24 protein-coding genes are annotated in these 22,788 nt (G+C 67.3%); 6 read left to right on the top strand and 18 right to left on the bottom strand.

Features of this window, described 5'->3' with window-relative positions:
- Positions 1 to 99 precede the first annotated feature (99 nt).
- Positions 100 to 732 (bottom strand): YceI family protein, encoded by a 633-nt coding sequence (locus tag ACI2KI_RS11510; RefSeq protein ID WP_404620181.1) that lies wholly within the window; start codon positions 730 to 732, stop codon positions 100 to 102.
- A gap of 171 nt (positions 733 to 903) precedes the next feature.
- Here ACI2KI_RS11510 and fdxA point away from each other — a divergent pair, with 171 nt between their 5' ends.
- Both fdxA and ACI2KI_RS11500 read left to right on the top strand, forming a co-directional pair.
- Positions 904 to 1,245 (top strand): ferredoxin FdxA, encoded by a 342-nt coding sequence (gene fdxA / locus ACI2KI_RS11505; RefSeq protein WP_207825511.1) that lies wholly within the window; start codon positions 904 to 906, stop codon positions 1,243 to 1,245.
- A 312-nt stretch (positions 1,246 to 1,557) separates the two neighbouring features.
- A complete protein-coding gene (locus ACI2KI_RS11500; RefSeq protein ID WP_105564399.1) occupies positions 1,558 to 2,118 on the top strand; it encodes a CarD family transcriptional regulator in 561 nt (186 codons plus the stop codon).
- Positions 2,119 to 2,179: 61 nt separating this feature from the next.
- On the opposite strand, the gene ACI2KI_RS11495 is transcribed toward ACI2KI_RS11500, so the two are convergent.
- Positions 2,180 to 2,920, bottom strand: coding sequence for a LytTR family DNA-binding domain-containing protein (locus ACI2KI_RS11495; RefSeq protein ID WP_404620178.1), 741 nt, complete (start codon positions 2,918 to 2,920; stop codon positions 2,180 to 2,182).
- A 140-nt stretch (positions 2,921 to 3,060) separates the two neighbouring features.
- On the opposite strand from ACI2KI_RS11495, the gene ACI2KI_RS11490 reads away from it, so the two are divergent.
- A complete protein-coding gene (locus ACI2KI_RS11490) occupies positions 3,061 to 3,690 on the top strand; it encodes a DUF2306 domain-containing protein (RefSeq protein ID WP_404620176.1) in 630 nt (209 codons plus the stop codon).
- On the opposite strand, the gene ACI2KI_RS11485 is transcribed toward ACI2KI_RS11490, so the two are convergent.
- Entirely contained in the window at positions 3,687 to 4,163 is a 477-nt protein-coding gene (locus ACI2KI_RS11485; RefSeq protein ID WP_313101664.1) for a DUF3617 family protein, read from the bottom strand. The two genes, ACI2KI_RS11490 and ACI2KI_RS11485, sit on opposite strands and share 4 nt — an antisense overlap.
- 254 nt (positions 4,164 to 4,417) lie before the next feature.
- Here ACI2KI_RS11485 and rpmB point away from each other — a divergent pair, with 254 nt between their 5' ends.
- Together rpmB and ACI2KI_RS11475 are read left to right on the top strand one after the other, a co-directional pair.
- Positions 4,418 to 4,714 (top strand): 50S ribosomal protein L28, encoded by a 297-nt coding sequence (rpmB, locus tag ACI2KI_RS11480; RefSeq protein WP_292083479.1) that lies wholly within the window; start codon positions 4,418 to 4,420, stop codon positions 4,712 to 4,714.
- 110 nt (positions 4,715 to 4,824) lie between these two features.
- Complete coding sequence (locus ACI2KI_RS11475; RefSeq protein ID WP_404620174.1) at positions 4,825 to 6,525, top strand: M1 family metallopeptidase; 1,701 nt, start codon at positions 4,825 to 4,827, stop codon at positions 6,523 to 6,525.
- Here the strand turns inward: ACI2KI_RS11475 and ACI2KI_RS11470 are convergent.
- From ACI2KI_RS11470 to ACI2KI_RS11425, 10 genes are all read right to left on the bottom strand, one after another.
- Positions 6,522 to 7,313, bottom strand: a complete 792-nt coding sequence (locus tag ACI2KI_RS11470; RefSeq protein ID WP_292083477.1) for a hypothetical protein — start codon at positions 7,311 to 7,313, stop codon at positions 6,522 to 6,524. The two genes, ACI2KI_RS11475 and ACI2KI_RS11470, sit on opposite strands and share 4 nt — an antisense overlap.
- A gap of 117 nt (positions 7,314 to 7,430) precedes the next feature.
- Positions 7,431 to 10,418 carry a TonB-dependent receptor domain-containing protein gene (locus tag ACI2KI_RS11465; protein WP_404620261.1) on the bottom strand — a complete coding sequence of 996 codons (2,988 nt, stop codon included), beginning with the start codon at positions 10,416 to 10,418 and terminating at the stop codon, positions 7,431 to 7,433.
- A 272-nt stretch (positions 10,419 to 10,690) separates the two neighbouring features.
- Entirely contained in the window at positions 10,691 to 12,139 is a 1,449-nt protein-coding gene (locus ACI2KI_RS11460) for an alginate export family protein (protein WP_404620172.1), read from the bottom strand.
- Between the two features lie 55 nt (positions 12,140 to 12,194).
- Positions 12,195 to 12,824, bottom strand: coding sequence for a maleylacetoacetate isomerase (gene maiA / locus ACI2KI_RS11455; RefSeq protein ID WP_404620170.1), 630 nt, complete (start codon positions 12,822 to 12,824; stop codon positions 12,195 to 12,197).
- Between the two features lie 4 nt (positions 12,825 to 12,828).
- Positions 12,829 to 14,163: an MFS transporter gene (locus tag ACI2KI_RS11450; protein WP_404620168.1), complete on the bottom strand. Its 1,335-nt coding sequence runs from the start codon at positions 14,161 to 14,163 to the stop codon at positions 12,829 to 12,831.
- A 72-nt stretch (positions 14,164 to 14,235) separates the two neighbouring features.
- Entirely contained in the window at positions 14,236 to 14,931 is a 696-nt protein-coding gene (locus ACI2KI_RS11445; protein ID WP_404620166.1) for a fumarylacetoacetate hydrolase family protein, read from the bottom strand.
- Positions 14,928 to 15,983, bottom strand: a complete 1,056-nt coding sequence (gtdA, locus tag ACI2KI_RS11440; RefSeq protein ID WP_404620164.1) for a gentisate 1,2-dioxygenase — start codon at positions 15,981 to 15,983, stop codon at positions 14,928 to 14,930. The genes ACI2KI_RS11445 and gtdA overlap by 4 nt, the downstream gene beginning before the upstream one ends.
- A 3-nt stretch (positions 15,984 to 15,986) precedes the next feature.
- Entirely contained in the window at positions 15,987 to 16,316 is a 330-nt protein-coding gene (locus ACI2KI_RS11435) for a non-heme iron oxygenase ferredoxin subunit (RefSeq protein WP_404620162.1), read from the bottom strand.
- Entirely contained in the window at positions 16,313 to 16,780 is a 468-nt protein-coding gene (locus ACI2KI_RS11430; RefSeq protein ID WP_404620160.1) for an aromatic-ring-hydroxylating dioxygenase subunit beta, read from the bottom strand. The genes ACI2KI_RS11435 and ACI2KI_RS11430 overlap by 4 nt, the downstream gene beginning before the upstream one ends.
- A gap of 8 nt (positions 16,781 to 16,788) precedes the next feature.
- Positions 16,789 to 18,039, bottom strand: coding sequence for an aromatic ring-hydroxylating dioxygenase subunit alpha (locus ACI2KI_RS11425; RefSeq protein ID WP_404620158.1), 1,251 nt, complete (start codon positions 18,037 to 18,039; stop codon positions 16,789 to 16,791).
- 123 nt (positions 18,040 to 18,162) lie between these two features.
- Between ACI2KI_RS11425 and ACI2KI_RS11420 the strand changes: the two genes are divergently transcribed.
- Positions 18,163 to 19,350: an NAD(P)/FAD-dependent oxidoreductase gene (locus ACI2KI_RS11420; protein WP_404620156.1), complete on the top strand. Its 1,188-nt coding sequence runs from the start codon at positions 18,163 to 18,165 to the stop codon at positions 19,348 to 19,350.
- Positions 19,351 to 19,354: 4 nt separating this feature from the next.
- On the opposite strand, the gene ACI2KI_RS11415 is transcribed toward ACI2KI_RS11420, so the two are convergent.
- The 5 genes from ACI2KI_RS11415 to ACI2KI_RS11395 form a co-directional block, all read right to left on the bottom strand.
- Positions 19,355 to 20,122: an IclR family transcriptional regulator gene (locus ACI2KI_RS11415; RefSeq protein WP_312063727.1), complete on the bottom strand. Its 768-nt coding sequence runs from the start codon at positions 20,120 to 20,122 to the stop codon at positions 19,355 to 19,357.
- Positions 20,123 to 20,326: 204 nt separating this feature from the next.
- On the bottom strand, positions 20,327 to 20,902 hold the full coding sequence (locus ACI2KI_RS11410; RefSeq protein ID WP_292083549.1) for an HNH endonuclease: 576 nt from the start codon (positions 20,900 to 20,902) through the stop codon (positions 20,327 to 20,329).
- Positions 20,903 to 21,038: 136 nt separating this feature from the next.
- The gene (locus tag ACI2KI_RS11405; protein ID WP_404620154.1) at positions 21,039 to 21,437 is read right to left on the bottom strand and encodes an ASCH domain-containing protein; all 399 of its coding nucleotides are present in this window, start codon (positions 21,435 to 21,437) and stop codon (positions 21,039 to 21,041) included.
- Positions 21,438 to 21,447: 10 nt separating this feature from the next.
- Positions 21,448 to 22,098, bottom strand: coding sequence for a trimeric intracellular cation channel family protein (locus ACI2KI_RS11400; protein ID WP_404620152.1), 651 nt, complete (start codon positions 22,096 to 22,098; stop codon positions 21,448 to 21,450).
- Entirely contained in the window at positions 22,095 to 22,751 is a 657-nt protein-coding gene (locus tag ACI2KI_RS11395; RefSeq protein WP_404620150.1) for a DNA-3-methyladenine glycosylase family protein, read from the bottom strand. Before ACI2KI_RS11395 ends, ACI2KI_RS11400 begins: the two co-directional genes overlap by 4 nt.
- Positions 22,752 to 22,788: the final 37 nt, after the last annotated feature.

The following is a 22,788-nucleotide window of genomic DNA, read 5'->3' as shown; positions in this document are numbered from 1 at the left end:
GCGATGAGACGGAGGGGGCGTCTCGACGGCTGAAGTTTGCGTCGCCCCCTCCACCACTCCGTGGTCCCCCTCCCCATTTCATGGGGAGGAAAAAGCCCTCTACGGCTTCACGAACTCGCCTTCGATGTGCAGCTCGACCTCATCCCCCAGCGCCGGCAGGCCGAAGGTGATGCCGAAGTCCGACCGCTTGATCTTGGCCTCGCCGTCGAAGCCGGCCTTGTAACCGCCGCGCGTCTGGCCGGCCTGATTGAACTCGACCTCCATGGTCACTGGCTTGGTCACGCCGCGCAGGGTCAGCTCGCCATGCACCATGGCCTCGTTCGGTTCCGACGGGTCCAGCATGATGTGGGTCGAGCGGAAGGTGGCCACCGGATGATTGGCGGTGTCGAAGAAGTCCGCCGTCTGCAGGTGACGGTTCAGCCCGTCCGAGTTGGACGCCACATCCGTCAGCGGAATAGTCGCCGTCAGGCTGCTGGCCGAGGGATTGGTCGGGTCCAGCTTCAGCTCGGCCTGAACATTGACGAACTGGCCGTAATATTTCGAGAAGCCCAGGTGATCGACCGACCAGGTGATCTTGCCGTGGGCGGAATCCAGCCTGTAGTCGCCGGCCTGAACTTCGGACGGGACCTTGGTCAGGGCGGCCTGGGCGACGACGGCGCCCCCGGCCAGAAGGCTGAGAGCGACAGCCCCCGCGCCGACACGAACGACTGCGGAACGAGCGACGAAACGCATGGGCGAACCTCCTTTTTGAACGATGATCTTCAGCCACATGGGATGCAGACGCGCCTCTGGCCCGTCAAGCTTCTCGCGTCGCTGAACAGCGCCCTCGGTTGACACTTGGTTCCGACGGGGCCATGTGCCCGCCCTCGACCCTGATTGCGCCAGAGAGCCCGCCCGACCGCCATGACCTACATCGTCACCGACGCCTGCGTGAAATGTAAGTTCATGGACTGTGTCGAGGTCTGCCCGGTGGACTGCTTCTACGAGGGCGAGAACTTCCTGGTTATCGCTCCTGACGAGTGCATCGACTGCGGCGTCTGCGAGCCGGAGTGCCCCGTCGACGCCATCGTCCCCGACACCGAGGACGAACCCGACGGCAAGTGGCTGCAGGTCAACGCCGAGTACGCCAAGGTCTGGCCCAACATCACCGTCAAGGGCACGCCGCCCGCCGACCGCGAACAGTACGAGCGCGAGACCGGCAAGTTCGAGAAATACTTCAGCGAGAAGCCCGGCAAGGGCTCCTAAGACCTGAACACAATCCGGTCACAAAGTGCCGGAACCGCTCAGTCGTCCTGTGGATGTTTTGAGATTTCCTAATTTTATGATAGGTTCCTCCCTATTCGAAACGGGCGGTTCCGCAGTCATGCGCGCCGCCCGCGTTTGCGACAGTCCCCCGCCGAACAGACGGGGTCGGCCAGAGGTTCGGTGATCCGCTTTCGCTTCTGATGTGTGACCTGACCGCCCAACCGACGGGACCAGTTTCCGGCGGCGGGGTTGTTTTCGCCCATCGGCTGCGTTCAGCGCCTCGCTTCGCCCCTGTTCCGGGAAAGGAATGACATGACGAGCAAGACCGGTCTGGAATTCAAGGTTGGCGATGCGGTGGTCTATCCCGCCCATGGCGTCGGCAAGGTGGCCGCCATCGAGACTCAGGAAGTCGCCGGCATGTCGCTGGAGGTCTATGTCGTGACCTTCGACCATGAAAAAATGACCCTGCGCGTCCCGACCAAGAAGGCCAAGACCGCCGGTCTGCGCACCCTGGCCGCCGACGACACCGTCACCAAGGCCCTGACGACCCTCAAGGGCCGCGCCCGCGTCAAGCGCACCATGTGGTCGCGCCGCGCCCAGGAATACGAAGCCAAGATCAACTCGGGCGACCTGATCTCGATCGCCGAAGTGGTCCGCGACCTGCACCGCGCCGACACCCAGCCGGAACAATCCTATTCGGAGCGTCAGCTCTACGAATCGGCCCTGGACCGCATGGCTCGCGAAGTCGCCGCCGCCAACCGCATCGACAAGGACGCCGCCGTCGCCCTGCTGGCCAAGTCGCTGAGCGCCAAGAAGCCGGTCCCGACGGCCGCTGAACTGGCCGCCGCCGAGGCCGAGGCCGAGGCCGCCTGATCCACGGCGACAGACGGATACGACAAAGGCCCGGCGGAAACGCCGGGCCTTTTCTTTAGCCCTAGAACCAGCCCGCCTCTTTCAGCACAGGGCCATAGGTCCGGCTCACCGGCGCCGTCAGGCCGCCGACCAGACGCAGCTCGCCGACGCCGCGTCGCCAGCGCACATCCTCCACCGCATCGGCCGCCACCCACCATGACCGGTGAACACGCCAGCCGTGCGCGCCGCCCAGTTCCTCCAGGGCGTCGCCGAAACGCAGGGCGACCAGTTCGACCCCCGCATCCGTGTGGACCTTCAGATAATGGTCGTGGGCCTCGATCGCGATCAGCCGCGCCGCGCGCCGTTTCGCCGACAGGCGCCGCCTGAACGCGGCCTCGGCCTCGGGCAAGGGCGGGGCGATGATGGTCCGCGTCTCGACGCGCGCCGGCGAACGCCGCCAGACCAGGGCCCGCACCGCCATCACCGCCAGCAGGATGGGCCAGACCTGCCAGAGAAGGCGCCCGAAGCCCTGCCAGTCGAGCCGCCCGCCCATGAGAAGGTGCTCGGTGCTCAACACCAGCAGCGACACCGCAGGCGTCATCAGCACCGAAACTGCCGCGACCCGTTGCCAGCCCGAAGCCATGCGACGGCTCAGCAGCTCATCGGCCGTAATCCCGATCACACCGCCGCCGACCATGCAGATCATCCAGTAGATATAGCGATAGGCGTCCGGGATGCGGTCCGAGCCGAACGGCCCCAGGAAGCCCATCAGCAGGCCGATCGCGATCAGCATGGCCAGGTCGACGCCCCATCGCCGCGCCATGGCCGACGCCCCCGCCCTTGTCGCCTCTCCGCTCATGTCGCCCCGTTCGCGCAACCCTGGCGCCGCTCACGAAGCAAGGCCTAGCGAGCCGCCGCGCGTCCGGCAATGGCGTTCGGCGAAACCGCCAACGAGGCCCCCGCATGACCATCGCCGCCCCGCCTTCGACCCGCCGCACGTCCTGGCGCTTCCGCATCGGCTGGGCGCTGCTCGCCCTCCTCTGCCTGGGGATCAGCGTCTACTCCGCCCGCTATCTGCTGCATCCGCCGCAAACGCCCGCCCAGGCCCTGGGCAACCCACTCGGCGTTCCGTGGCTCTTCATCCACGTTGCAGGCTCCGTCACGGCCCTGGCGCTGGGGTCGCTCCAGTTCCTGCCGGTCCTGCGCCGCACAGCCGGCCCGCCCCACCGCTGGGTCGGGAGGGTCTATGTCGCGGGATGCCTGGTCGGCGGCTCGGCGGGTCTGATTCTGGCCCCCGGCTCCCACGCAGGCCCCATCGCCTCGGCAGGCTTCGACGCCCTCGCCGTCCTCTGGATCGCCACAACCCTCCTAGGCTGGCGCGCCGCCGTGCAGGGCCGCTTCGACGACCACCGCCGCTGGATGATCCGCTCCTGGGCCCTGACCCTGGCCGCCGTAACCCTGCGGCTCTACCTGCCGCTGGTCATGATCCTGGATCTGCCCTTCCTGCCCTGGTACCGCGCCATCTCATTCCTGGCCTGGGTTCCCAATCTGATCGCGGCGGAGCTTTGGCTGCGCCGCTCAGGAAAGGCTTAGAAATACTCGGCGTTCGCCGGGCACTGGGCGCTGAGACGACGCGCGGTGATGCTGGCGGGGATATAGGGGGTGCCTCGCATCAGCTGGGCGCCGCCGTTGAAATGGAAGCTCTCGGTTTGATAGGTGCCGTTCAGGCGCACGCTGACGCGACGGCCCTTCTTGTCCTGGCAGGTGCCTTCGAAACGCGCCCGCCCGTCGCCGACCTGACGCGTCGGATAGGTGCATTTCCAGCGGTTCGTCGACAGCCCGCCGAAGAAGCGGTTGATCTCGCTGGGGCGCACGCACTTCTGCTCGGTGTCGCGGCTGCCCAGTGCGCTGGTGGTGTATTCCCAGTAGCCCGGCAGGACCGGCTGGGCCGGGGCCGCCGTCTGGGCCTGGGGGGCCGCCGCAGGCGCGCCCAGCATGACGGCGCCGGCGACAACGGGGGCGGCCAGGGCCAGGACTCGAGCGAACGAAACAGGCAGCGTCTTCATGGGGAACGGCTTCCAATGGGTCTTCATGCTATCCTCTGTATAGCAGGTCGTTGAACGCTGGCTGAACGAAGGCGATCCCGCGCGCCGGACAGCCTCGATCCCCGCCAGAATCCCTGGCCTGACTCGACTCCAGCCTTGACGGCCTCCGAGTCATTCCTCTATACGGCCCCCTCTCTCGCAGGGGTCCGCCCGCTGCGTGCACCTGTTTCATGCGTCCGCACACGTCTCGCGGATGTGACCTTGAGGATCTTAAGATGTCGCGTCGTTGCGAACTCACGGGTATCGGCCCGATGGTCGGCCACAATGTGAGCCACTCGAACATCAAGACCAAGCGCCGCTTCCTGCCGTCGCTGAAGACGGTCAAGGTGGCCTCGGAATCGCTGGGCCAAACCTTCTCGCTGCGTATCTCGAACGCCGCCCTGCGCACCCTCGACTACAAGGGCGGCCTGGACGCCTTCATCGTCAAGGCTCGCGACGAAAAGCTGTCGGTCGCCGCCCAGCGCATCAAGCGCCAGGTCAAGGCCAAGCTGGCCGAGCAGACCGCCGCTTAATCAGCGCCGTCTGACCAAGTTTGAAGAGGCCGGTGGAAACACCGGCCTTTTTCTTTGCGCCCTCGTCGCCCCCCGCTACGGTCATCACGACCTCTGCCGGAGCCGAAGCCTTGCGCCTGACCGCCGCCCTCTGCCTGACCACCGCCCTGATCAGCGCCCCGGCGCTGGCCCAGGAGGCCGCCCCCGCTCGCGATTCGACGGCCTTCACCCTGTCCAGCGGCACGCCCCGCACGTCGGAACAACTGGCCCTGCGCTTCGACAAGGCGGACCTGTCGTTCAAGCTGCTGCCCGAGACCCAGTCGATCGAGGGCGTCGCCGTCCTCGACTTCACCGCTGCGGCCCCGGCCAGCGCCGTCGTGGTCGAACTGGACACCCTGTTCGCCATCGCCTTGGTCACCGTGGACGGCCAGACTGTCGCCGGCTGGTCCAATCCCGAGGGCCGCCTGACCATCCCCCTGCCGCGCCCCCTGGAGGCCGGTCAGACGGTTTCCGTCCGCATCGCCTACGCCGGACGCCCGCACCAGGCCAAGCGCGCCCCCTGGGACGGCGGCTTCGTCTGGGCCAAGACGTCCGACGGCCAGCCATGGATCGCCAGCGCGGTTCAGGGCGAGGGCTGCGATCTGTTCTGGCCCTGCGTCGACCACCCGCAGGGCGAGCCCGACCGCGTCGATCTGCACATCACCGTCCCCTCGGCCCTCAGCGCCCCCGCCAACGGCCGCTTCCTGGGCAAGACCGACAATGGCGACGGCACCACCACCTGGAACTGGACAGCGCGCCAGCCCGACACCTACGCCATCAGCCTGAACGTCGGCCCCTTCGTGGAGATGGCCGCCGACTACCCCAGCCGCTTCGGAAATGTGATTCCGCTGCGCTTCTGGCGCCTGGCGTCGGACGACCCGGCCAAGGCCGCCGCCCTGTTCGCCGAATTCCCCCAGCAGCTCGACTTCTATGAGGCGACCATCGGCCCCTTCCCCTTCGGCGACGAGAAGATGGGCGTGGTCGAGACCCCGCACCTGGGCATGGAGCACCAGACCATCAACGCCTACGGCAACGGCTACAAGCTGGACGGCAAGGGCTACGACTGGCTGCTGCAGCATGAACTGGCGCACGAATGGTTCGGCAATCAGCTGACCAACGCCGACTGGGACGACATGTGGCTGCACGAGGGCTTCGGCACCTATATGCAGCCCCTCTACGCCCGCTGGCTGAACGGCGAACGCGCCATGCAGTCCGAGCTTCAGACCATGCGGCTGACGCTGTCGAACCGCTTCCCCGTCGTCTCGGGCAAGCCCCAGGACGCGGGCACGGTCTACAACGGCGAGACCGGGCCGGGGCTGGACCTCTATTACAAGGGCGCCCTGATCGCCCACACCCTGCGCCTCTACATCGGCGACGATGCCTTCTACGGATCCATGCGCCGACTGGTCTATGGCCGCCCTGATCCGAAACCCGGCAACTTCGCCCCGCGCTACGCCACGACGCCCGAGTTCATTGCCATCGTCAATCAGGTGACCGGCCGCGATCTGGGCTGGTTTTTCGACGCCTACCTCTATCAGGCCGCCCTGCCCGATCTGGTCATGACCCGCGACGGCGAGCGTGTCACCGTGGAGTGGAAGACCGGAAACGGCCGCCCCTTCCCCCTGCCTGTCGAGGTCGAGGTGGACGGCCGTCTGCGCGCCCTGCCCATGACCGACGGTCGCGCCGTCTTCACGGCGCCCTCCAGCGCCCACATCCTGCTGGACCCCGGTTCAAAGGTGCTGCGCCGCCTGGAGTACCTCGAGGTCTGGAAGGCGTCCCAGAGCGCCGGCTAGGCGTAGCCCAGCAGGCTGCGCAGGCCGGGCGCGTGGAAATCCACCAGCCGCTTTTGCTGCTCGGGCAGTTCCGACGGGAAGGTCATGCCTTCCGGCAACATCAGGTTCTCGCGCGCCGTCCGGCTCAGCTTGCGGTCCGAGCCGATCCGCACGCGCGCCTTCCAGTCTTCCGGCAAGGCGATGCCGCAGGCGTCCAGAAGCGCGCGGAAATAGGCCTCTGACGACGGCGCATCCAGATCGCCCAGCGCCGCCAGAATATCCTCGTAACGGACCAGATAGACCCCCGTCCCCAGCCAGGAGGCGGCGTTGTGCGTGTAGATGTCGGCCAGGGCCGGCGTCTTCCCATGCAGGCCGAAGATCATGAAGTTCATCAGCATGTCGGCGTTGAACACGCCGGATTTCAGATGCTCCAGATTCTCCTGATGGAAGGTGTCCGAGACAAAGAACCGAGCGCGCGCCAGCACCCAGTCGTAGGGGTCGCGCACCAGCAGGACATGACGGGCGGTGCGGACATTGGCGGCGGCCTGGTCGCTGAACAGCAGATGCGCGGCGCTGAGCCGGGGCGCGTGCGGATTGAAGGCCTCCAGGTGCAGATGCATGTTGGGGATCTGCACGAAGTCGCGGTCGTAGTGTTGCTCGACGGGCACGAACATCCTGACGATGTTGCGCAACAGATGGGTGCCGCCCTTGGGCACGCTGTTAAGCAGGACCGGCTGCGCCAGCGGCGTCTGTGAGAACCGCGCCACCTCCGCGTCCAACGTGTCCTTGATTCCGGTGATGATCGCCATGCTTCCCCCTAAGCCTCAGCCATGGATAAGGCAGGGTCCGCCTCGCCGCACAGCACAAAAAATGGAAAGGGCGGCGAGAAGCCTCGCCGCCCTCCCGGAACACAGATGTTCTTGCGATCAGAAGGACTTGCTGATCCGAACGAAGACGCGACGACCGTAATAGGCCTCGGTGTACTGCGACGCGAGGATCGAGTTCCCCGTCGTCGAGTACTCGCCGATTATGGTCGAGGCTGCGGGCGGCTTCTCGTCGAAGACGTTGGCCACGCCGCCGATCAGCTTCCAGTCGTCAAACTGATAGGCCAGCGAAGCGCTGTGGAAGCCGGTGAACTCGGCGTCGGCCTTCACCTCGACGCGACGGCCGTCGATGGTCGTGAAGAGCGAGCCATTGCTCTCCAGGTACTCGCCCGCGCTGGATTGGTTGCCGATCCAGTCGAAGCCCCAGTAGGCCGTCCACGGACCGCGCGAGAAGCTGGCGTTGATATTGCCGACCAGTTCAGGATAGCCGACCTCGCCCAGGGGATCGACCGAGCTGTCCGCGAACACCGCCGTGTAGTTCTCCAGGGTCCAGGTCGTCTGGCTGTCCAGCGTCAGCTCACCCCAGGGCGTCTCGGTGATGAAGCGGAAGGTGAAGTCCAGGCCGCGGTTCGTCTGCTCAGCGATGTTGATGAAGCTGTCGCGCACCTGGGTGATCCCCAGGGTCGGATCGCGGTCGAACTGGTTGCAGATCGGATCGGTCGGGAAGTTGTCCGACAGATAGCAGGCCGTCAGGATCCCGCCGGCGCCCAGGTTGGTCACCTGGTTGTTGATGTTGATGTCGAAGTAATCGACCGCCAGGCTGATGCCGGTTTCGGGCGGGGTGATGATGACGCCCACCACCGTCGCCTTCGAGGTTTCCGGCGTCAGAACGCCCAGACCGCCGCCGGTGACCACCTCGGCCGAGGCGTTGCCCCCGGTGAAGTCGCCGGCCACGCCGCCGCCCGGACCCGCCGCATTGCGGCAGTTGTCATAGAGCTTCTGCGTCACGGCGCCATCGGCCAGACGCGTGTCCAGGTTCAGGCAGGGGTCGATATTGCGCTGTCCGGCGAAGCTGGTCTGGTCCGCCAGATACAGTTCGAACAGGGCCGGAGCGCGGAACGAGGTGCCGTGGGTCGCGCGGAAGCGCACGGCGTCGTTCACCGCCCAGTTCAGACCCACCTTGTAGGTCGAGGCGTCGCCGGAGGTCTTGGTGTCGGTGTAGCGTCCCGACAGCGACAGATCGAGCCCCTGGACGAAGGGGAAGTCCTTGAGCAGGGGCACGGCCAGCTCGGCATAGGCTTCGCGGGTGTCTTCGCTGCCCTGGGTGATGCCGGCGCCCGACAGACCCCAGCTGTTGTCGGCCAGGGTCACTTCGCCGGGCGTATCATTGATCTCGTCACGACGGATGTGGAAGCCCAGCGCCAGGCCCAGAGGTCCAGCCGGCAGTTCATACAAATTGCCGCCGATCGAGCCTTCCACATAGGTCTGCTCGTAGAGGGTGTTGCCGGTTTCCGTATCGAACAGGAAGGCCCGTTCTTCGGCGCTCAGATCGCCCCGCAGCACGCGAGGATCGGTGAAGTCCATGTCGATGCACTTGCGGCCGCTGACCGGCAGATTGGTGCCGACGCAGCTCGACGTCTTGAAGTTGGTCGACGCCACAGCGTCGTCCAGGATCACATCCGAGGTGTAGTCGCCGTCAGAGCGGCTGTACTGGGCGAAGACGTCCCATTTCCAGGTGTTGGAGAACAGGTTCAGATCGCCGCGAACGCCGGCCACGCCGCGGATGTAGTCCACGCGTTGCGACTGATCGAAGTGGTCCGTGATCGGCGTCGCGCTCAGATAGTAGTCGCCGCTGAAGCCTGTGACGGGATCCCCGCCATAGCCCAGCCCCGTCGAGGTGTAGGTGTAGTTCCAGAACTGCCGATAGCTGTCGGTGCGGCTCTCGCGACGGTTCAGCAGGAACTCGCCATAGACTTCCACGCCGCCGCCGACGTCATAGGCGCCGTCGACGAAGGCCGTGTAGCGCTCGATCTCGGGGACGATGGATTCTTCGCGCGCGAAGGGATGGCTGGCGTTGACGACCGCACGCGACGCGGCGTCGTAGTTGACCAGATAGAAGCCGTTGGGCGCGCCCGGATACTGTGCGCTGGTGGCCGGATTGGTCGGACGGGCCGGGATGTATTTGCCCAGGTCGCCGTCGTAATCGTATTGGAAGCGACCCGCGCGGCCGGTGAAGCCGGGGCCATAGACATAGACCTGCCCCCACAGGGTGTCGTTACAGGTCGGCTTGCCGGTGCGCGGGTCGATCCGGTCGGCACGATTGCGGGTGCCCGGTTCGAACACATACTGGTTCTTGCAGATCAGGAAGTCGCGGTCGCCGGCGCGCAGCGCCTCCTGGCGATAGTAGTCGGCCGACAGGTTGATGTAGCCCCGGTCGAACTTCTTCCCGAAGGAGCCGGAGATGTTGTACTGCTCGCCGCCGCCGTCCAGGGGCGCTGTGGCGAAGACGCCCATCTCCCCGCCGTCGCGACCGCGATTGGTGATCAGGTTGACCACCCCGGCCACGGCGTCCGAGCCATAGATGGACGAGGCGCCGTCCTTCAGCACGTCGACGCGATTGATCGCCGACTGCGGAATGACGTTCAGGTCGAAGGCGGACACGCCGCCGCGCGTGCCGGCCGGGCCGGCGCGACGCCCGTTGAGCAGGACCAGGGTCCGGTTGGCGCCCAGACCGCGCAGCGAGATCGTCGAGGCGCCGGGACCGCCATCGGTCACGAAGGCGCTGGAAATCGTGCTGTTCACCTGCGGCGAACCGGCGGCGACGGTGGACGACTGCAGCATCTGCGCCGTGTCGCTCAGGCCCCGCGCCTGGGCGCGTTCGCTGGTGATCACCTGCACCGGCGAGGCGCTGGTGAACTCATTCTTCGGGATGCGCGACCCGGTGACGATGACTTCTTCAACCTGGGTGGCTTGGTCGTCCACGGCGGCCGGCGGCGTCGTTTGAGCGAAGGCTGGGCTCGTCGCCAGCAGCGCCGCTACAGCGCCGCCGAAGAGCGAGGAGGAATAGCGCAGACGATTTTGCGGCGTCATCTTGATCACTGTGTCCTTTTCATCCTGTCGCCCTCGCTTCTCGGCGAGCTCGACCGCAATAAATTCATTACGACAAGTTCATCAGACTTCGCCAAAAGCGCCACAATTGCACCACCGCAACCGCAAAGCGGACACTTTTGACGGAACGACGTTGCACTATCGCCACAGCACTGCCCGCCGTTCGACGCCGGACGCGCCCGGCCGGGATGCCCGGTCTCGCAATTGAAAAGAGCCCCGTCTCGGCGACGGGGCCCCTCACATTGACGCTGACGTCAGAAGCGGAAGGTCAGGAAGGTCCCGAGATAGGACTGGTCTTCCGCCGTCCCGGTCTCCTTCAGGAAGTCGCCGGCCTTGGTGTAGTTGGCGACGCCCATCAGCGAGACATAGGGGGTCAAGGCGTAGCGGGCGAAGACGCCGGTGCGCCAGCCGACATAGGACGACTGCCCTTCATTCGCGCCGCGCAGCACCATGCCGGACAGGGCGTAAAGGCCGTCGTCCTTGCTTTGACGCCACAGGCCCGCCGTGTTGGCGCCCAGGGTCAGCTTGGGCGACGGACGCACCGTCACTTCGGGTTGCAGCAGCACCATGTTGGCGAAGCCCAGATCCGTGCGCAGGGCCGCCGGTTGCGGGAACAGGGGGTTGAAGCTGTTCAGCTTGCCGTCGTTCGGGTCCTTGTCGCCGGAGCCGACGTCCAGACGCACGGCCAGGCGCGGCGACCACTTTACGCTTGAGAAGGTGCGACCGCCGACCGCCGAGACGAACCAGGCGTCGATGTCGAGGTCGCGGAACGAGCCCCACTGTTTGACCGCCTCGACCTCATAATCCCAGGGCGCGACCTTGCCCGACAGGCGCACCGACAGGGTGTCGCGGTCGTCGCGGCCCGCCACCTGGCCATAGAAGGGCGTCGTCAGGCGATCGGTGTTAGCGTAGAGCAGCTCCAGCCTGGGCGCCGTCGCACCCTGCCCCAGAGTCCTGGCGGCCGTCGCGCCATAGAGGCGGTAGTCAAAGTTGGTCGCGTCGTCCCACGAGGCCTTGCCTTCGCGCAGGGCGTAACCCGCGAAGGCGCCGCCGCTCCAGCCCGTCGGGCTGTCATACAGGACCCGCACCATGTCCAGGGCCACGCGGGCGTTGGCGCCCTCGCGCATGTCGAACAGGCGGAAGCCGCCCTGACCGAACTCCTGACGGCCCGCGCGGACGCGCACCGTGCCCCCGCCGAGACCGGTCTTCGCTTCGACGAAGGCCTGATGCAGGTCGGTGCGGTTTTCCTCGATCACCGGCTCGCCGCTGGCCAGGCCCGAGGTGCGGGCGTCCTGCACGTCGACGAAGGCCCGCAGCGAAGAGCCCAGGTTCAGTTCACCCCACAGGCGGGCGCGGGTCTGGAAGTCGCCGCCGGTATCCTGAGCCCCCCGACCGAAACGCTCGTTGTCGCGGTGTTCGCCGCGGAAACGCAGCTCGCCGCCGAAGCTGGCCCAGACGGGCCCGCCCTCGCCGCCGACCGGCACATATTTGAACTTCGACCAGGTCGAGGTGCGCTTGGCCGGGTCGGCCATCCAGGCGTAGCTCTCGTCGTGGTTGATCAGCTTGAACGGCGGCGGCGCGGCCGGGGCGGCAGGCGCGACGGTCGGAACCGCAGCGGGCGCGGTCTGGATCGGCGCCTCTGCGTCGGCGGGCATGGGGGCGTGCGAAAGCAATGCGGCGGCGGCCGCAGCGGCGATACTCATGGATGTCCTCCGGGAAAGGGCGCGGTTGGCTCCGCGCTCGGTTCGATTGGGATGATTATTCGGCGTCGGGCTGTCGGCCCGGGACGGCGTTCTGGAAGGCGGGCAGGTCGAGGCAGGCGGCTTCAAGCGCCAGCAGGCGCGGCCAGCGCAGCTCGACGCCGAAGCGACGGGCGTTGCCCAGCTGCGGCACGATGCAAAGGTCGGCCAGGGTCGGGGCGTCGCCGAAGGCGAAGGGCCCCGGCTGATCGGCCAGCAGCTTGTCGACCGCGTCGAGGCCTTCCTCGATGACGGTCGCGGCCCAGGCCTGAACCACGTCTTCGCCCAGACCGAGGTCGCGCAGGCGTTGCAGCACCTTGAGGTTCTGCACCGGGTGGATGTCGCAGGCGACGGCCTGAGCCACGGCCCGGACCTTGGCCTTCTGCACCGGATCGGCGGGCAGCAGCGACGGCTCGGGCGAGGTCTCGTCGAGGTATTCGATGATGGCCAGCGACTGGGTCAGGACCGCGCCGTCGTCGGTGACGAAGGCGGGCAGCAAGCCTTGCGGATTGAGCGCGAGGTATTCCGGCGCCCGCTGCTCGCCCTTGCGCAGGTGATGGATGACCTGCACGGCCTCCAGTCCCTTGAGGCCCAGGGCGATACGCACCCGCCAGGAGGCCGTGGAGCGGAAATAGCCGTGCAGGATCATGGGGTCAGACTCCGGCGCGACGGCGCACGCCGCCGAGGGTGAAGACCGCGATCGAGGCGATCATGGCAGGGATGACGGCCAGCAGGATCAGGTTCTGCGGGCTCCAGCCGGCGGCCAGCAGCACGCCGCCGACCAGCGGGCCGACGATGGCGCCGATGCGGCCCACGCCCAGGGCCCAACCCACGCCCGTGGCGCGGATGGCGGTCGGATAGACAGCCGCCGTCAGGGCGTTGCAGCCGATCTGTGCGCCGACGACGCCGAAGCCGGACAGGGCCGCGCCGACCAGCAGGACCGTCAGATTGGTGCCGCCGAAGGCCAGCAGGGCGATGAAGGCGGCCGAGGCGGCGTAGGCCGAACCCAGGACGACATAGGGGCTGATCTTGTCGATCATCCGGCCCAGAACGATGGCGCCGACGACGCCGCCGAGATTCAGGGTGGCGGTGGACAGGATGGCCATGCTGAGCGGCAGACCGGCGCCCTTCAGCAGGGTCGGCAGCCAGTTCACCAGGAAGTACATGACCAGCAGGTTCATGAAGAAGGCGACCCACAGCAGCAGGGTCACCGGGGCGCGGCCTTCGCGGAACAGCTGGAAGACCGAGAAGCCCTTGGCCGCCGAGGACTGCTCGTGCTTCAGGCCGGCGATGAATTCGCTGACCGAGGCGTCAGCGTCGATCTTCTTCACAATGGGGGCGATCTTGTGTTCCGGCGCGCCCTTGGCGACCAGGAAGCGCACCGATTCCGGCAGCATGAAGTACAGCACCGGCAGCAGCAGCAGCGGCAGGACGCCGCCGACGACGAAGACCGAATGCCAGTCCCAGGTGGCGATCAGCCAGGTCGAGATCAGACCGCCGATGGTCGAGCCCAGCGGGAAGCCGCAGAACATGACCGTCACCAGGGTCGCGCGCAGGCGGGCCGGGCCGTATTCGCTGGTCAGGGCGATGATGTTGGGCATGGCCGCGCCCAGGCCGACGCCGGTGATGAAGCGATAGATCAGCAGCTCGTTCATCGAGGTCGAGAAGGCCGTCAGCAGGGCGAACAGGCCGAAGATGAAGGTCGAGATCAGGATGACCGTCTTGCGGCCGAACTTGTCCGCCGCCGGGCTCAGGGTGAAGGCGCCGACCGTCAGGCCCAGAAGGCCGATGGCGAAGATCGGGCCGAAGGCCGACGGGGCCAAGCCCCAGTCCTCGGCGATCTTGGGCGCGACGAAGGCGATCGACTGGGTGTCGAAGCCGTCGAGCATGGCGATGATGAAGCACAGCGCCGTGACGCCAAACTGTAGCGGGCCGAACTTGGCCCGGTCGATGACGGCGTTTCCGCCCCCCTCACCCATGGCTGCCATTTGTGTCGTCCTCCGTGGAGGGCGCGTCTGTCGCGCGCCTCTCCTTGTGTTGATGATGCTTGTGAAGGGAAATCAGGCGGCCTTGGGGCCGACCTTGATGTTGAGCGGGGTCAGACCGTCGATGCTCACAACCATGGCGTCGCCTTCGACGACGGCGCCGACGCCGGCGGGGGTGCCGGTATAGATCAGGTCGCCGGGCTGGATTTCCCACAGACCCGACAGGTAGGAGACGATGTCCGCCACCGGCCAGATCAGGTCGGCCAGGTCCGCCGACTGCTTGACCTCGCCGTTGACGGTCAGCTCGATCTTGCCGTTCTCGGGATCAAAGCCCTCGCCCGCCTTGTGGATCAGGCCCAGCGGCGACGACTGCTCGACGTTCTTGCCCGTGTCCCACGGACGGCCCTGGGCGCGCGCTTCCAGCTGCAGGTCGCGGCGCGTCATGTCGAGGCCGGTGGCGTAGCCCCAGACGTGGTCCAGAGCGTCCCGGGCGGCGATGTCGCGACCGCCCTTGCCGATGGCGACGACCAGCTCGGCCTCATAGTGGAAGTTCTCGGTCTTGGACGGATAGGCGATGGTCGTGCCGTCCGGCACGACGGTCTCGGCCCAGGCGGTGAAGAAGAAGGGCGGCTCGCGGTCCGGGTCGCGGCCCATTTCGCGGGCGTGGGCGGCATAGTTGCGGCCGACGCAGAAGATGCGGCGCACCGGGAATTCGTCCCCGGTGTTGGTCGGGGCAAGCACGGGCGCTTGCGGTTGGAACAGCAGGCTCATGCGTTCTCTTCCTTGTAGAGGTTCAGTTTTTCCTGACAGGCCTTGTCGGAGTATCCGAACAGGACAAGTCGGCTGATCGCCTTGAAGGCGACCGATTTCCACGACGGCACGACCACGATGTCGCGCGGCTTCAGGGCGATGGCCTCGCCTTCGATGACCGCCTCGCCCGTACCCTCGACGACCACGAAGATGGTGCCGTCGGTCGAGCGGCGCGGTTTGGTCTCAAAGCCTTCCGGCAGCAGGCGGACATGGGCCGAGATGGTGGCCATGATCGGCCCACCGTTGATCGGGTTCATGAACTCCAGCGCGTGGCCCAGATGCTGGTCGATCTCGGCGCCGCTCTCGGCCATGGCGTCCAGCGCCGGACGCCACTCGGCGTAGGGGTAGTGGAACAGCGGCTGATGCGCCGGACGGCGATCCGCCGTGTGGCCCTTCAGCGGACGCATGTTGCGGCCATAGCGGTTCAGGCTGTCGCCGGCCGGGGCCTGTTCGGGAAACTGGTCTTCCGAATAGCCCTCGGCGAAGCTGGCGTCGAAGTGGCGGACGGTCGGGATGTCCAGGCCGTCCAGCCAGATCATCGGCGTCTCGGTCGGATTGCCGTGGTCGTGCCACTGACCGCCCGGCGTCAGCACCAGATCGAAGGGCTGCATCACCGCCTTCTCGCCGTCCACCGAGGTATAGGCGCCGCCCCCCTCCATGACGAAGCGCAGGGCGCACTGGGCGTGGCGGTGGGCCGGGGCGATCTCGCCCGGCAGGATCAGTTGCAGACCGGCATAGAGGCTGGGTGTGATGCCCGAATGGCCCGGCAGGCCGGGGTTCTCCAGGATCAGCACCCGGCGCTCGGCCTGCTTGGCGCTGATCAGGTCGCCCGCCCGCATCAGGTAGTCGCGCGCCTTGTCATAGGACCACTTGTGCACCTTGGCCGGCGAGTCCGGCTTGGGCAGGACCAGGGCCGACAGCTTCTCCCACAGGGGATAGAGGCCTTCGGGCTCCATCTGCTCATAGAGGGCGTTCAACTGGGACTGCTGGTCGTTGGAAAGGACTTCCTGCATGGCTCAGCCCTCCATGCCGACGTGCAGCAGGCCGTCCTGCAGCTTCACCGGGAAGCTGCGCACGGCGACCGAACACGGCGCGTCGACCGGCGCGCCGGTCTTCACGTTGAAGGTGCCCTGATGCAGCGGGCACTCGATCAACTCGCCGTCGAGAAAGCCGTCGGACAGGCTGGCCGCGCCGTGGGTGCACAGGTCGGCGGTCGCGAAATACTCGCCGTCCACGACATAGAGGGCGACGCTCAGGCCGTTGGCGCTGGCCTTGGCCACGCCGTGGTCTTCGAGGGCCGAGGGCGGCAGGGTCGCCACCCACGACAGGGTCGCGGCTTCGGTCATGCGGGGTACACCAGACTGTTGGGGATCATTTCGGAATCGAAGACGACGATCCGCTCGACAAAGCGCAGGCGGTCGCCGTCGCGGACGATGCGGTCGTGGCAGACGGCGGACAGGATGATGTCCGACTGCTTGTCGACCAGGGTCTGCACCACCAGCAGGTTGTGGCGGACGCGCACGCCCTCCTCCCCCTGCTCGACCACGCGCGGCGCGGTCGGGAAGCGACGGTAATAGCGCGGCGCATACATCTGGGTCCGCGTCAGGCCGGTCACCCGATCCTTCAGCATGCCCCGGCTCTCGGCCTGCATGGTGCACAGGGTATAGCCGGCGTCGTAGTTCTCGCGTGGGATCACCCGATACAGGCAGTCCTCGGTGAAGAAGTCGGGCCAGGCGTGCAGATCGACATCGTCCAGCACGCCGTAATAGGCGTCATACAGGTCGCGGATCTCTTCACGAGCAATGGTCATGGTCTCGCTCACAGGCCCATCACCTTGCGCCAGTAGCGGTACATGCCGCGCACGGCGGTCTCGGTGACCTGGTGGTCGGTCGGCGCGATCTCGCGGCCGCCCATCTGCAGGATGAAGTGCTCGTCCGGCGAAGCGGCGGCGCCCTGCTGGGTCATTTCCAGAACCTCGCCGTCGTCGGCCGAGACGAAGCCCGCCGGGCCGAACAGGTTGGCCTGACGCGTGCGGCGCAGGCGCATCTCCGGCGTGTCGTCGGCGTAGCACCAGTGGGTCCAGTGGAAGTCAAAGCCACCGACGCCCTTGGGCACGATCTGGCGCGTGGTCAGGCTGTTGACCTGCTGTTGCAGGATCACGCTGGGGAAGATGGTGATCATCCCGACGGTTTCCTCGCCGGGGAACTCCTGCACCACGTCCATGACGCGAGGGTCTTCCAGCACCAGATCGCCCTGGAAGTTGCGGATGTCGGCCATGGCCTCGGTCTTTTCCTGCTCGCCCTTGCGCGAGATCAGGATGCCGTGGCGGCCCTCGTCGTCGATATCGACGGCGGACTTCTGGTCGGCGCGGAACAGGCCGAAGGTGGCGAAGAAAACGTGCAGCAGACCCGCGTGATAGGGGTCCTTGATGTTCTCCTGCATCTGCTTCCAGTTGGCGGGGATGTGCTGGCGGTTGTAGCCCAGGACCTCCAGCTTCCGGCCGTCATAGACGCGGGTGTAGTGCTTCCAGAACTTCTCGCCGAGATAGTCGCGGAAGGTCGGCGTCTCGTCCGAGAAGGTGGCCCAGACCACGCCGTTGACCACCTCGACGCGCAGCTTGTTCAGGCTGTGGTCCTTGGGATCGAAGTCCGACGGCATCCCGCCCTGACGCTTGACGCCGCGACGGAAGGGCACGCCCTGCAGGTCGCCGTTCAGGGCATAGGACCACTGGTGATAGGGGCAGATCAGTTCCTTGGAGTGACCGGTGCGGGTCTGGCAGAACTTGACGCCCTTGTGGGCGCAGCGGTTCTCGACGACCGAAATCTCGTCCTCGCCCGAGCGGACCATGACGCAGGGCTTTTCGCCCAGGGTCGTCGTCTTCCAGTCGCCGACCTCGGCCAGCTCGCACTCCAGGCCGACATAGAGCCAGTGCGGCCCGTACCAGATCTTCTGCAGTTCCTCGGCGTAGATCGCAGGGTCCGTATAGACCCAGTAGGGCACGGCGGCGTCGACGTCGGCCGGCCATGCGCGGCTGTTCTCGCCCTCCGGCGGGCGTACGGGGATGTTCACTGAAAGCTCCCGGACAAGAATTCGAAGCGGCGATCTCATGTCGCCGTTGACCGCATTGGTGTCGTGGTTTTTGATCTATGTCAAACGCGTTGCATCTAGTGCAACGACGAATGGAGATCACAAATGGCTGAACGCATTGTCATCCTGGGCGCCGGACACGCCGGCGGCGCGACCGCTATCGCCTTGCGTGAGCTGGGTTTTTCGGGATCGATCCTGGTCGTGGGCGACGAGGCCCACCCCCCCTACGAACGTCCAAGCCTGTCCAAGGAATACCTGTCGGGCGCCGAGGCCGATCCGGTCTGGCTGGCGCCCGTTGAACGCTGGGCCGAGCTGGACGTGGCCCTGAAACTGGGCGCCGAGGCCGTCGCCATCGACCGTGACAGGGGCGAGATTCGACTGGCCGACGGTTCGGCCGAACCCTACGACAAACTGGTCCTGGCCATGGGCGGTCGCGTGCGCCGCCTGCCCCTGCCCGACCATGCCGCCGTCCGCTATCTGCGCACCGCCGACGACGCCCGCGCCATCGCGGCGGCGGCCAAGCCCGGCGCCCGCACCCTGGTGGTCGGCGGCGGCGTGATCGGTCTGGAGGCGGCTTCGACCCTGCGCGGGCTGGGCCTGAGCGCCGTGGTGATCGAGGCGGGCCAGCGCCTGCTGGGCCGCAACGTCCCGGCCGAGGCCGCCGAATGGCTGGCCGCCGCCCACGCCCGCATCGGCGTCGAGGTGAAGCTGGGCCGGTCGCTGCAATCATTGGAAGACGCCGCCGACGGCTCGGTTCTGGCGCGGCTGGACGACGGCTCGACCATCGAGGCCGACCTGATCGTCGTCGGCATCGGCATCATCCCCTCGACCGGGATGGCCGAGGCCGCGGGCCTGCCCGTCGCCGGCGGAGTTCTGGTCGGCGACGACTACCGTTCGCCCGCCGACACCCGCATCTTCGCCGTGGGAGATCTGGCCACGCGGACGCGAGACGGCGCCGCCGCCCGCATGGAGACCTGGGCCCACGCCCAGACCTCGGCCCGCGCCGCCGCCCTGGCGATCACGGGTCAGCCCGCAGAGGTCGAGCCGACGCCCTGGTTCTGGACCGCCCAGTGCGGCCACAACCTGCAGATCCTCGGTGATCCGGCGGCGGGCGACGCCGTCGTGGCGCGCGGCGAGGCGGTGCGTCTCTATCTGCGCGACGGCGTCCTGGTCGGCGCGGTCTGTCTGGATCAGCCCCGCGATTTCGCCACGGCGCGCCGCCTGATGGGCAAGACCCTGATCGCGGAAACCGCCGGCGATCCGGCGACCGACCTGCGCAAGGCCGCCGCCTGAGCCGTCAGATCGACGGGCGCACCCCGCCCGTCGCCAGGGTGATCTGGTCGCACACCTCGATCAGGCGCTCACGCGCCTGATCATCGTACTCGGTCTTGAACACATCCGTGGCCAGGACCGTGGCGGTGAAGACCGCCTCCCCCTGCAGGTCGAAGATCGGCACGGCGGTGGCGCGCAGCCCCGGGATCAGATCGCCCCTGACCGCCGAATAGCCGTCGCGTTGCACACGGGCGCGCAGACCCTCGACATCGACCGGCTGGAACTGCGGCTGGGTCTCGCGCTCGACCATCTGCCGCGTCGCCGCCTCGGGGCGGAAGGCCAGGAAAACGTGGCCCGTGGCCGAGCTCAGCAACGGCAGGGGCGAACCGACCATCAGGGAGGTCGAGATCGCGGGCGTGCCCATGATCCAGCGCACCACGATGGGGCCGGACGGCCCCAGGGCGCCCATCTGCACCGTGCGGCCCGTCTCGCGCACATAGTCGGTCAGGGCGATCGCCGCCTCGCGAAAACTGTCCATCCGCGACAGCGCCGCCAGCCCCAGACGCAGCGCCCCCGGCCCCAGCTCATAGCGCCCGGTCGCCGCATCCTGTCGCGCCATGCCCGCCGCGATCAGACTGGCCAGATAGCGGTGCGCCTGCGACGCCGACAGGTCCGACGCCTGCGCAATCGCGCCCAGCGCAGCCGCCCCGTTCAGGGACGCCAGAACGTCCAGCACGCGCAGCCCGATGCCCACGGACTGAATGCCCTGCCGCCGGTCGCCTGTCTCGCTCATCGTGTCACCACCCCAATACGAACGCCAAGGTACAGCTTTTCGCGACCGCGCAACCCATTCCTTTCCAGTTCGCCGCCTTGCCCGCAAGACTTGTCGGCATGCGCCGCCGCTAGGCGCCGCCAAGGACTCCGTCGGAACGGCGCAAGCAGGGCATCTTCACGCAGCGCCCGACATCCAGCCGCTCGTGTGACTACGGACGCCGCCCTAGGGCTCCAGCTCGATGTCCCAGTAGAGGTAGTCCAGCCAGCTCTGGTGCAGGTAGTGGGGCGGGAAGCGGCGACCGGCTTCCTGGAGTTCCCACGAGTTCGGCTGATGGGCGGTGCGGCGCAGCAGGGGCATGCCGGCCTGCTGGGGCGTGCGTCCGCCCTTCCTCAGGTTGCAGGGACCACAGGCGGCGACGATGTTCTGCCAGGTGGTGCGGCCGCCGCGCGAGCGGGGGATGACGTGGTCGAAGGTCAGATCCTGGGCCAGACCGCTCTCGCCGCAATACTGGCAGGCGAAACCGTCGCGCAGGAAGACGTTGAAGCGGGTGAAGGCGGGCTTGCGGTCCTGATCGACATAGGACTTCAGCGAGATGACGCTGGGCAGCTGCATCTCCATCGACGGGCTGCGCACCACCTTGTCATAGGTGGCGACCACGTCGACGCGCTCCTGCCAGACGGCCTTGACCACTTCTTCCCAGGGCCAGATCGACAGGGGGTAATAGGACAGAGGACGAAAATCGGCGTTCAGCACCAGGGCCGGAAAGCCGGACGGAGGGCGGGTCAGGACCTGCATCAGGCCCTCCCGCTCATACGGGGGGATACCGAGGCGACAGGAGTGAGGACACGTCTCCTTCCCTAGTCTGATGGCCTCAGCCTACGCCCGATTCTCCCTCATCGCCATGACCGAGATGCAGCGTTTTCGTGACGCCGCTTCAGAAGACCTCGACCAGTTCGAAGCGCTCGCAGACCACCCTCATGCCCGGCGCCCAGGTCCCTTCGCGGCGGTAATAGGCCTCGTGCGCGTCGCGCCACCATTCATAGGTCAGGTCGCCCTCTCCCTCGGCGCGGGCGAAGTCCTCGCTGACCTGCTCGAAGGGCATGATCTCGACCTCGGTGGTGCGGATGGCGCAGCGCGGAACGCCGGCGCCGTCGAGAATGACGCTGATCTCGCCCACCGTCGGCATGATGTCGGCCTCGCACGCCGCCAGCGACGAACAGGTGGCCTTCTTGCCGCCCGCGATGACCAGGGCCAGCAGTTCGTCGGCCAGTTCAGGGCTGTCGCCGAACGGCCAGCGCGGCGCGTCGCGATAGGCGGCGGGAAGATCGGTCATGGATCAATCCTCAATTTCTGCTCGGGGCGCTGGGGAAGGCCGGCAGGCTCCAGCCCCAGGTCAGGGCCCCGGCGCGCAGGACGAAGCCCGCCGCAACCGCCACGCCCACCGCCGGCCAGGTCGGCACGGTCAGGGCCTTCAGGCTGACGAACAGGCCCGCTGACAAGAGGGCGGCGGTGATGTTCAGTTCGCGCCGCAACAGGATCGACGGCTGGCCCGCCAGGACGTCACGCACCACCCCGCCGAAACAGGCCGTCAGCACCCCCATGACGACGCAGATCAGGGGCGCCACGCCATAGGAGGCCGCCTTGGCCGCCCCCATGACGCCATAGGCCGCCAGACCCACGGCATCCAGCCACAGCAGGGCCCGGAAGCGCCAGGTCCGCGCCCCCAGCATCCAGAAGGTCGCCGCCGCCAGCAGGCAGACGGCGATGTAGCGCCAGTCCTGCACCCAGAAGACCGGCGCCCCGATCAGCAGATCGCGCAGCGTCCCGCCCCCGACGCCGGTGATGGCCCCGAAGAAGGCGAAGGTCACCAGGTCGTGCTTCTCGCGCGCAGCGGCCAGGGCGCCCGTCGCCGCGAAGACGGCCACCCCCGCAAAATCCAGCAGCGGCAGGACGGTCTCGGGCCGGGTCAGGTCGGCGTCGGTCAGCGGATTCAAGTCTTCAAGTCCTCCAGCGCGATATCGCCGCGCTTGACCCCTCCATACCATCCCCAGAGCAGATGCGCCGCCACCCCGCGATGCGGCCGCCAGATTTCGGCCCGGGCATAGGCCTGTTTCTCATTCGGCCGCGCCTCGCCCGCATCGGCCCAGCGCATCGCCTCCTGCAAGGCGACGTCGCCGCCAGGAAAGACGTCCAGCCGCCCCTCGCAGAACATCAGGAAGGTCTCGGCCGTCCACCTGCCCACCCCCTTGATGGCCACCAACGCCGCGATGGCTTCCACGTCGTCCAACCGCTCCAGATGGTCGAAGTCGATGCGACCTTCGGTGTGGGCGCGGGCGATCTCATGCCCGTACTTCGCCTTCTGCCCCGACAGGCCGAAGGTGCGCAGGGTCTCGACGTCCAGCGCCAACACGGCGTCCGGCGTCACCGCCCCGCCCAGCCCCTCGACGGTCCGCTTCCAGATCGAGGCGGCGGCAGCGACCGAGACCTGCTGCTCCACGATCATGCGGAACAGGCCCTCATAGCCGCCGGGCCGCAGCCGCCACTCGAACACGGGGGTCGAGGCGTGCGCCCGCGCCAGCGCCGGATCAGCGGCGGCCAGGGCCTCCCGGGCGGCGGCGATGGAGGATGCGGAGGGAGCTGTGGCCATGAGGGTCCGTATCGACAGGGGAACGGCGCCGCTCTAG

It is taken from the genome of Brevundimonas sp. NPDC046655 (assembly GCF_044901625.1).
Lineage (GTDB): Bacteria > Pseudomonadota > Alphaproteobacteria > Caulobacterales > Caulobacteraceae > Brevundimonas.
This window is presented reverse-complemented; position numbering and strand designations above follow the sequence as displayed.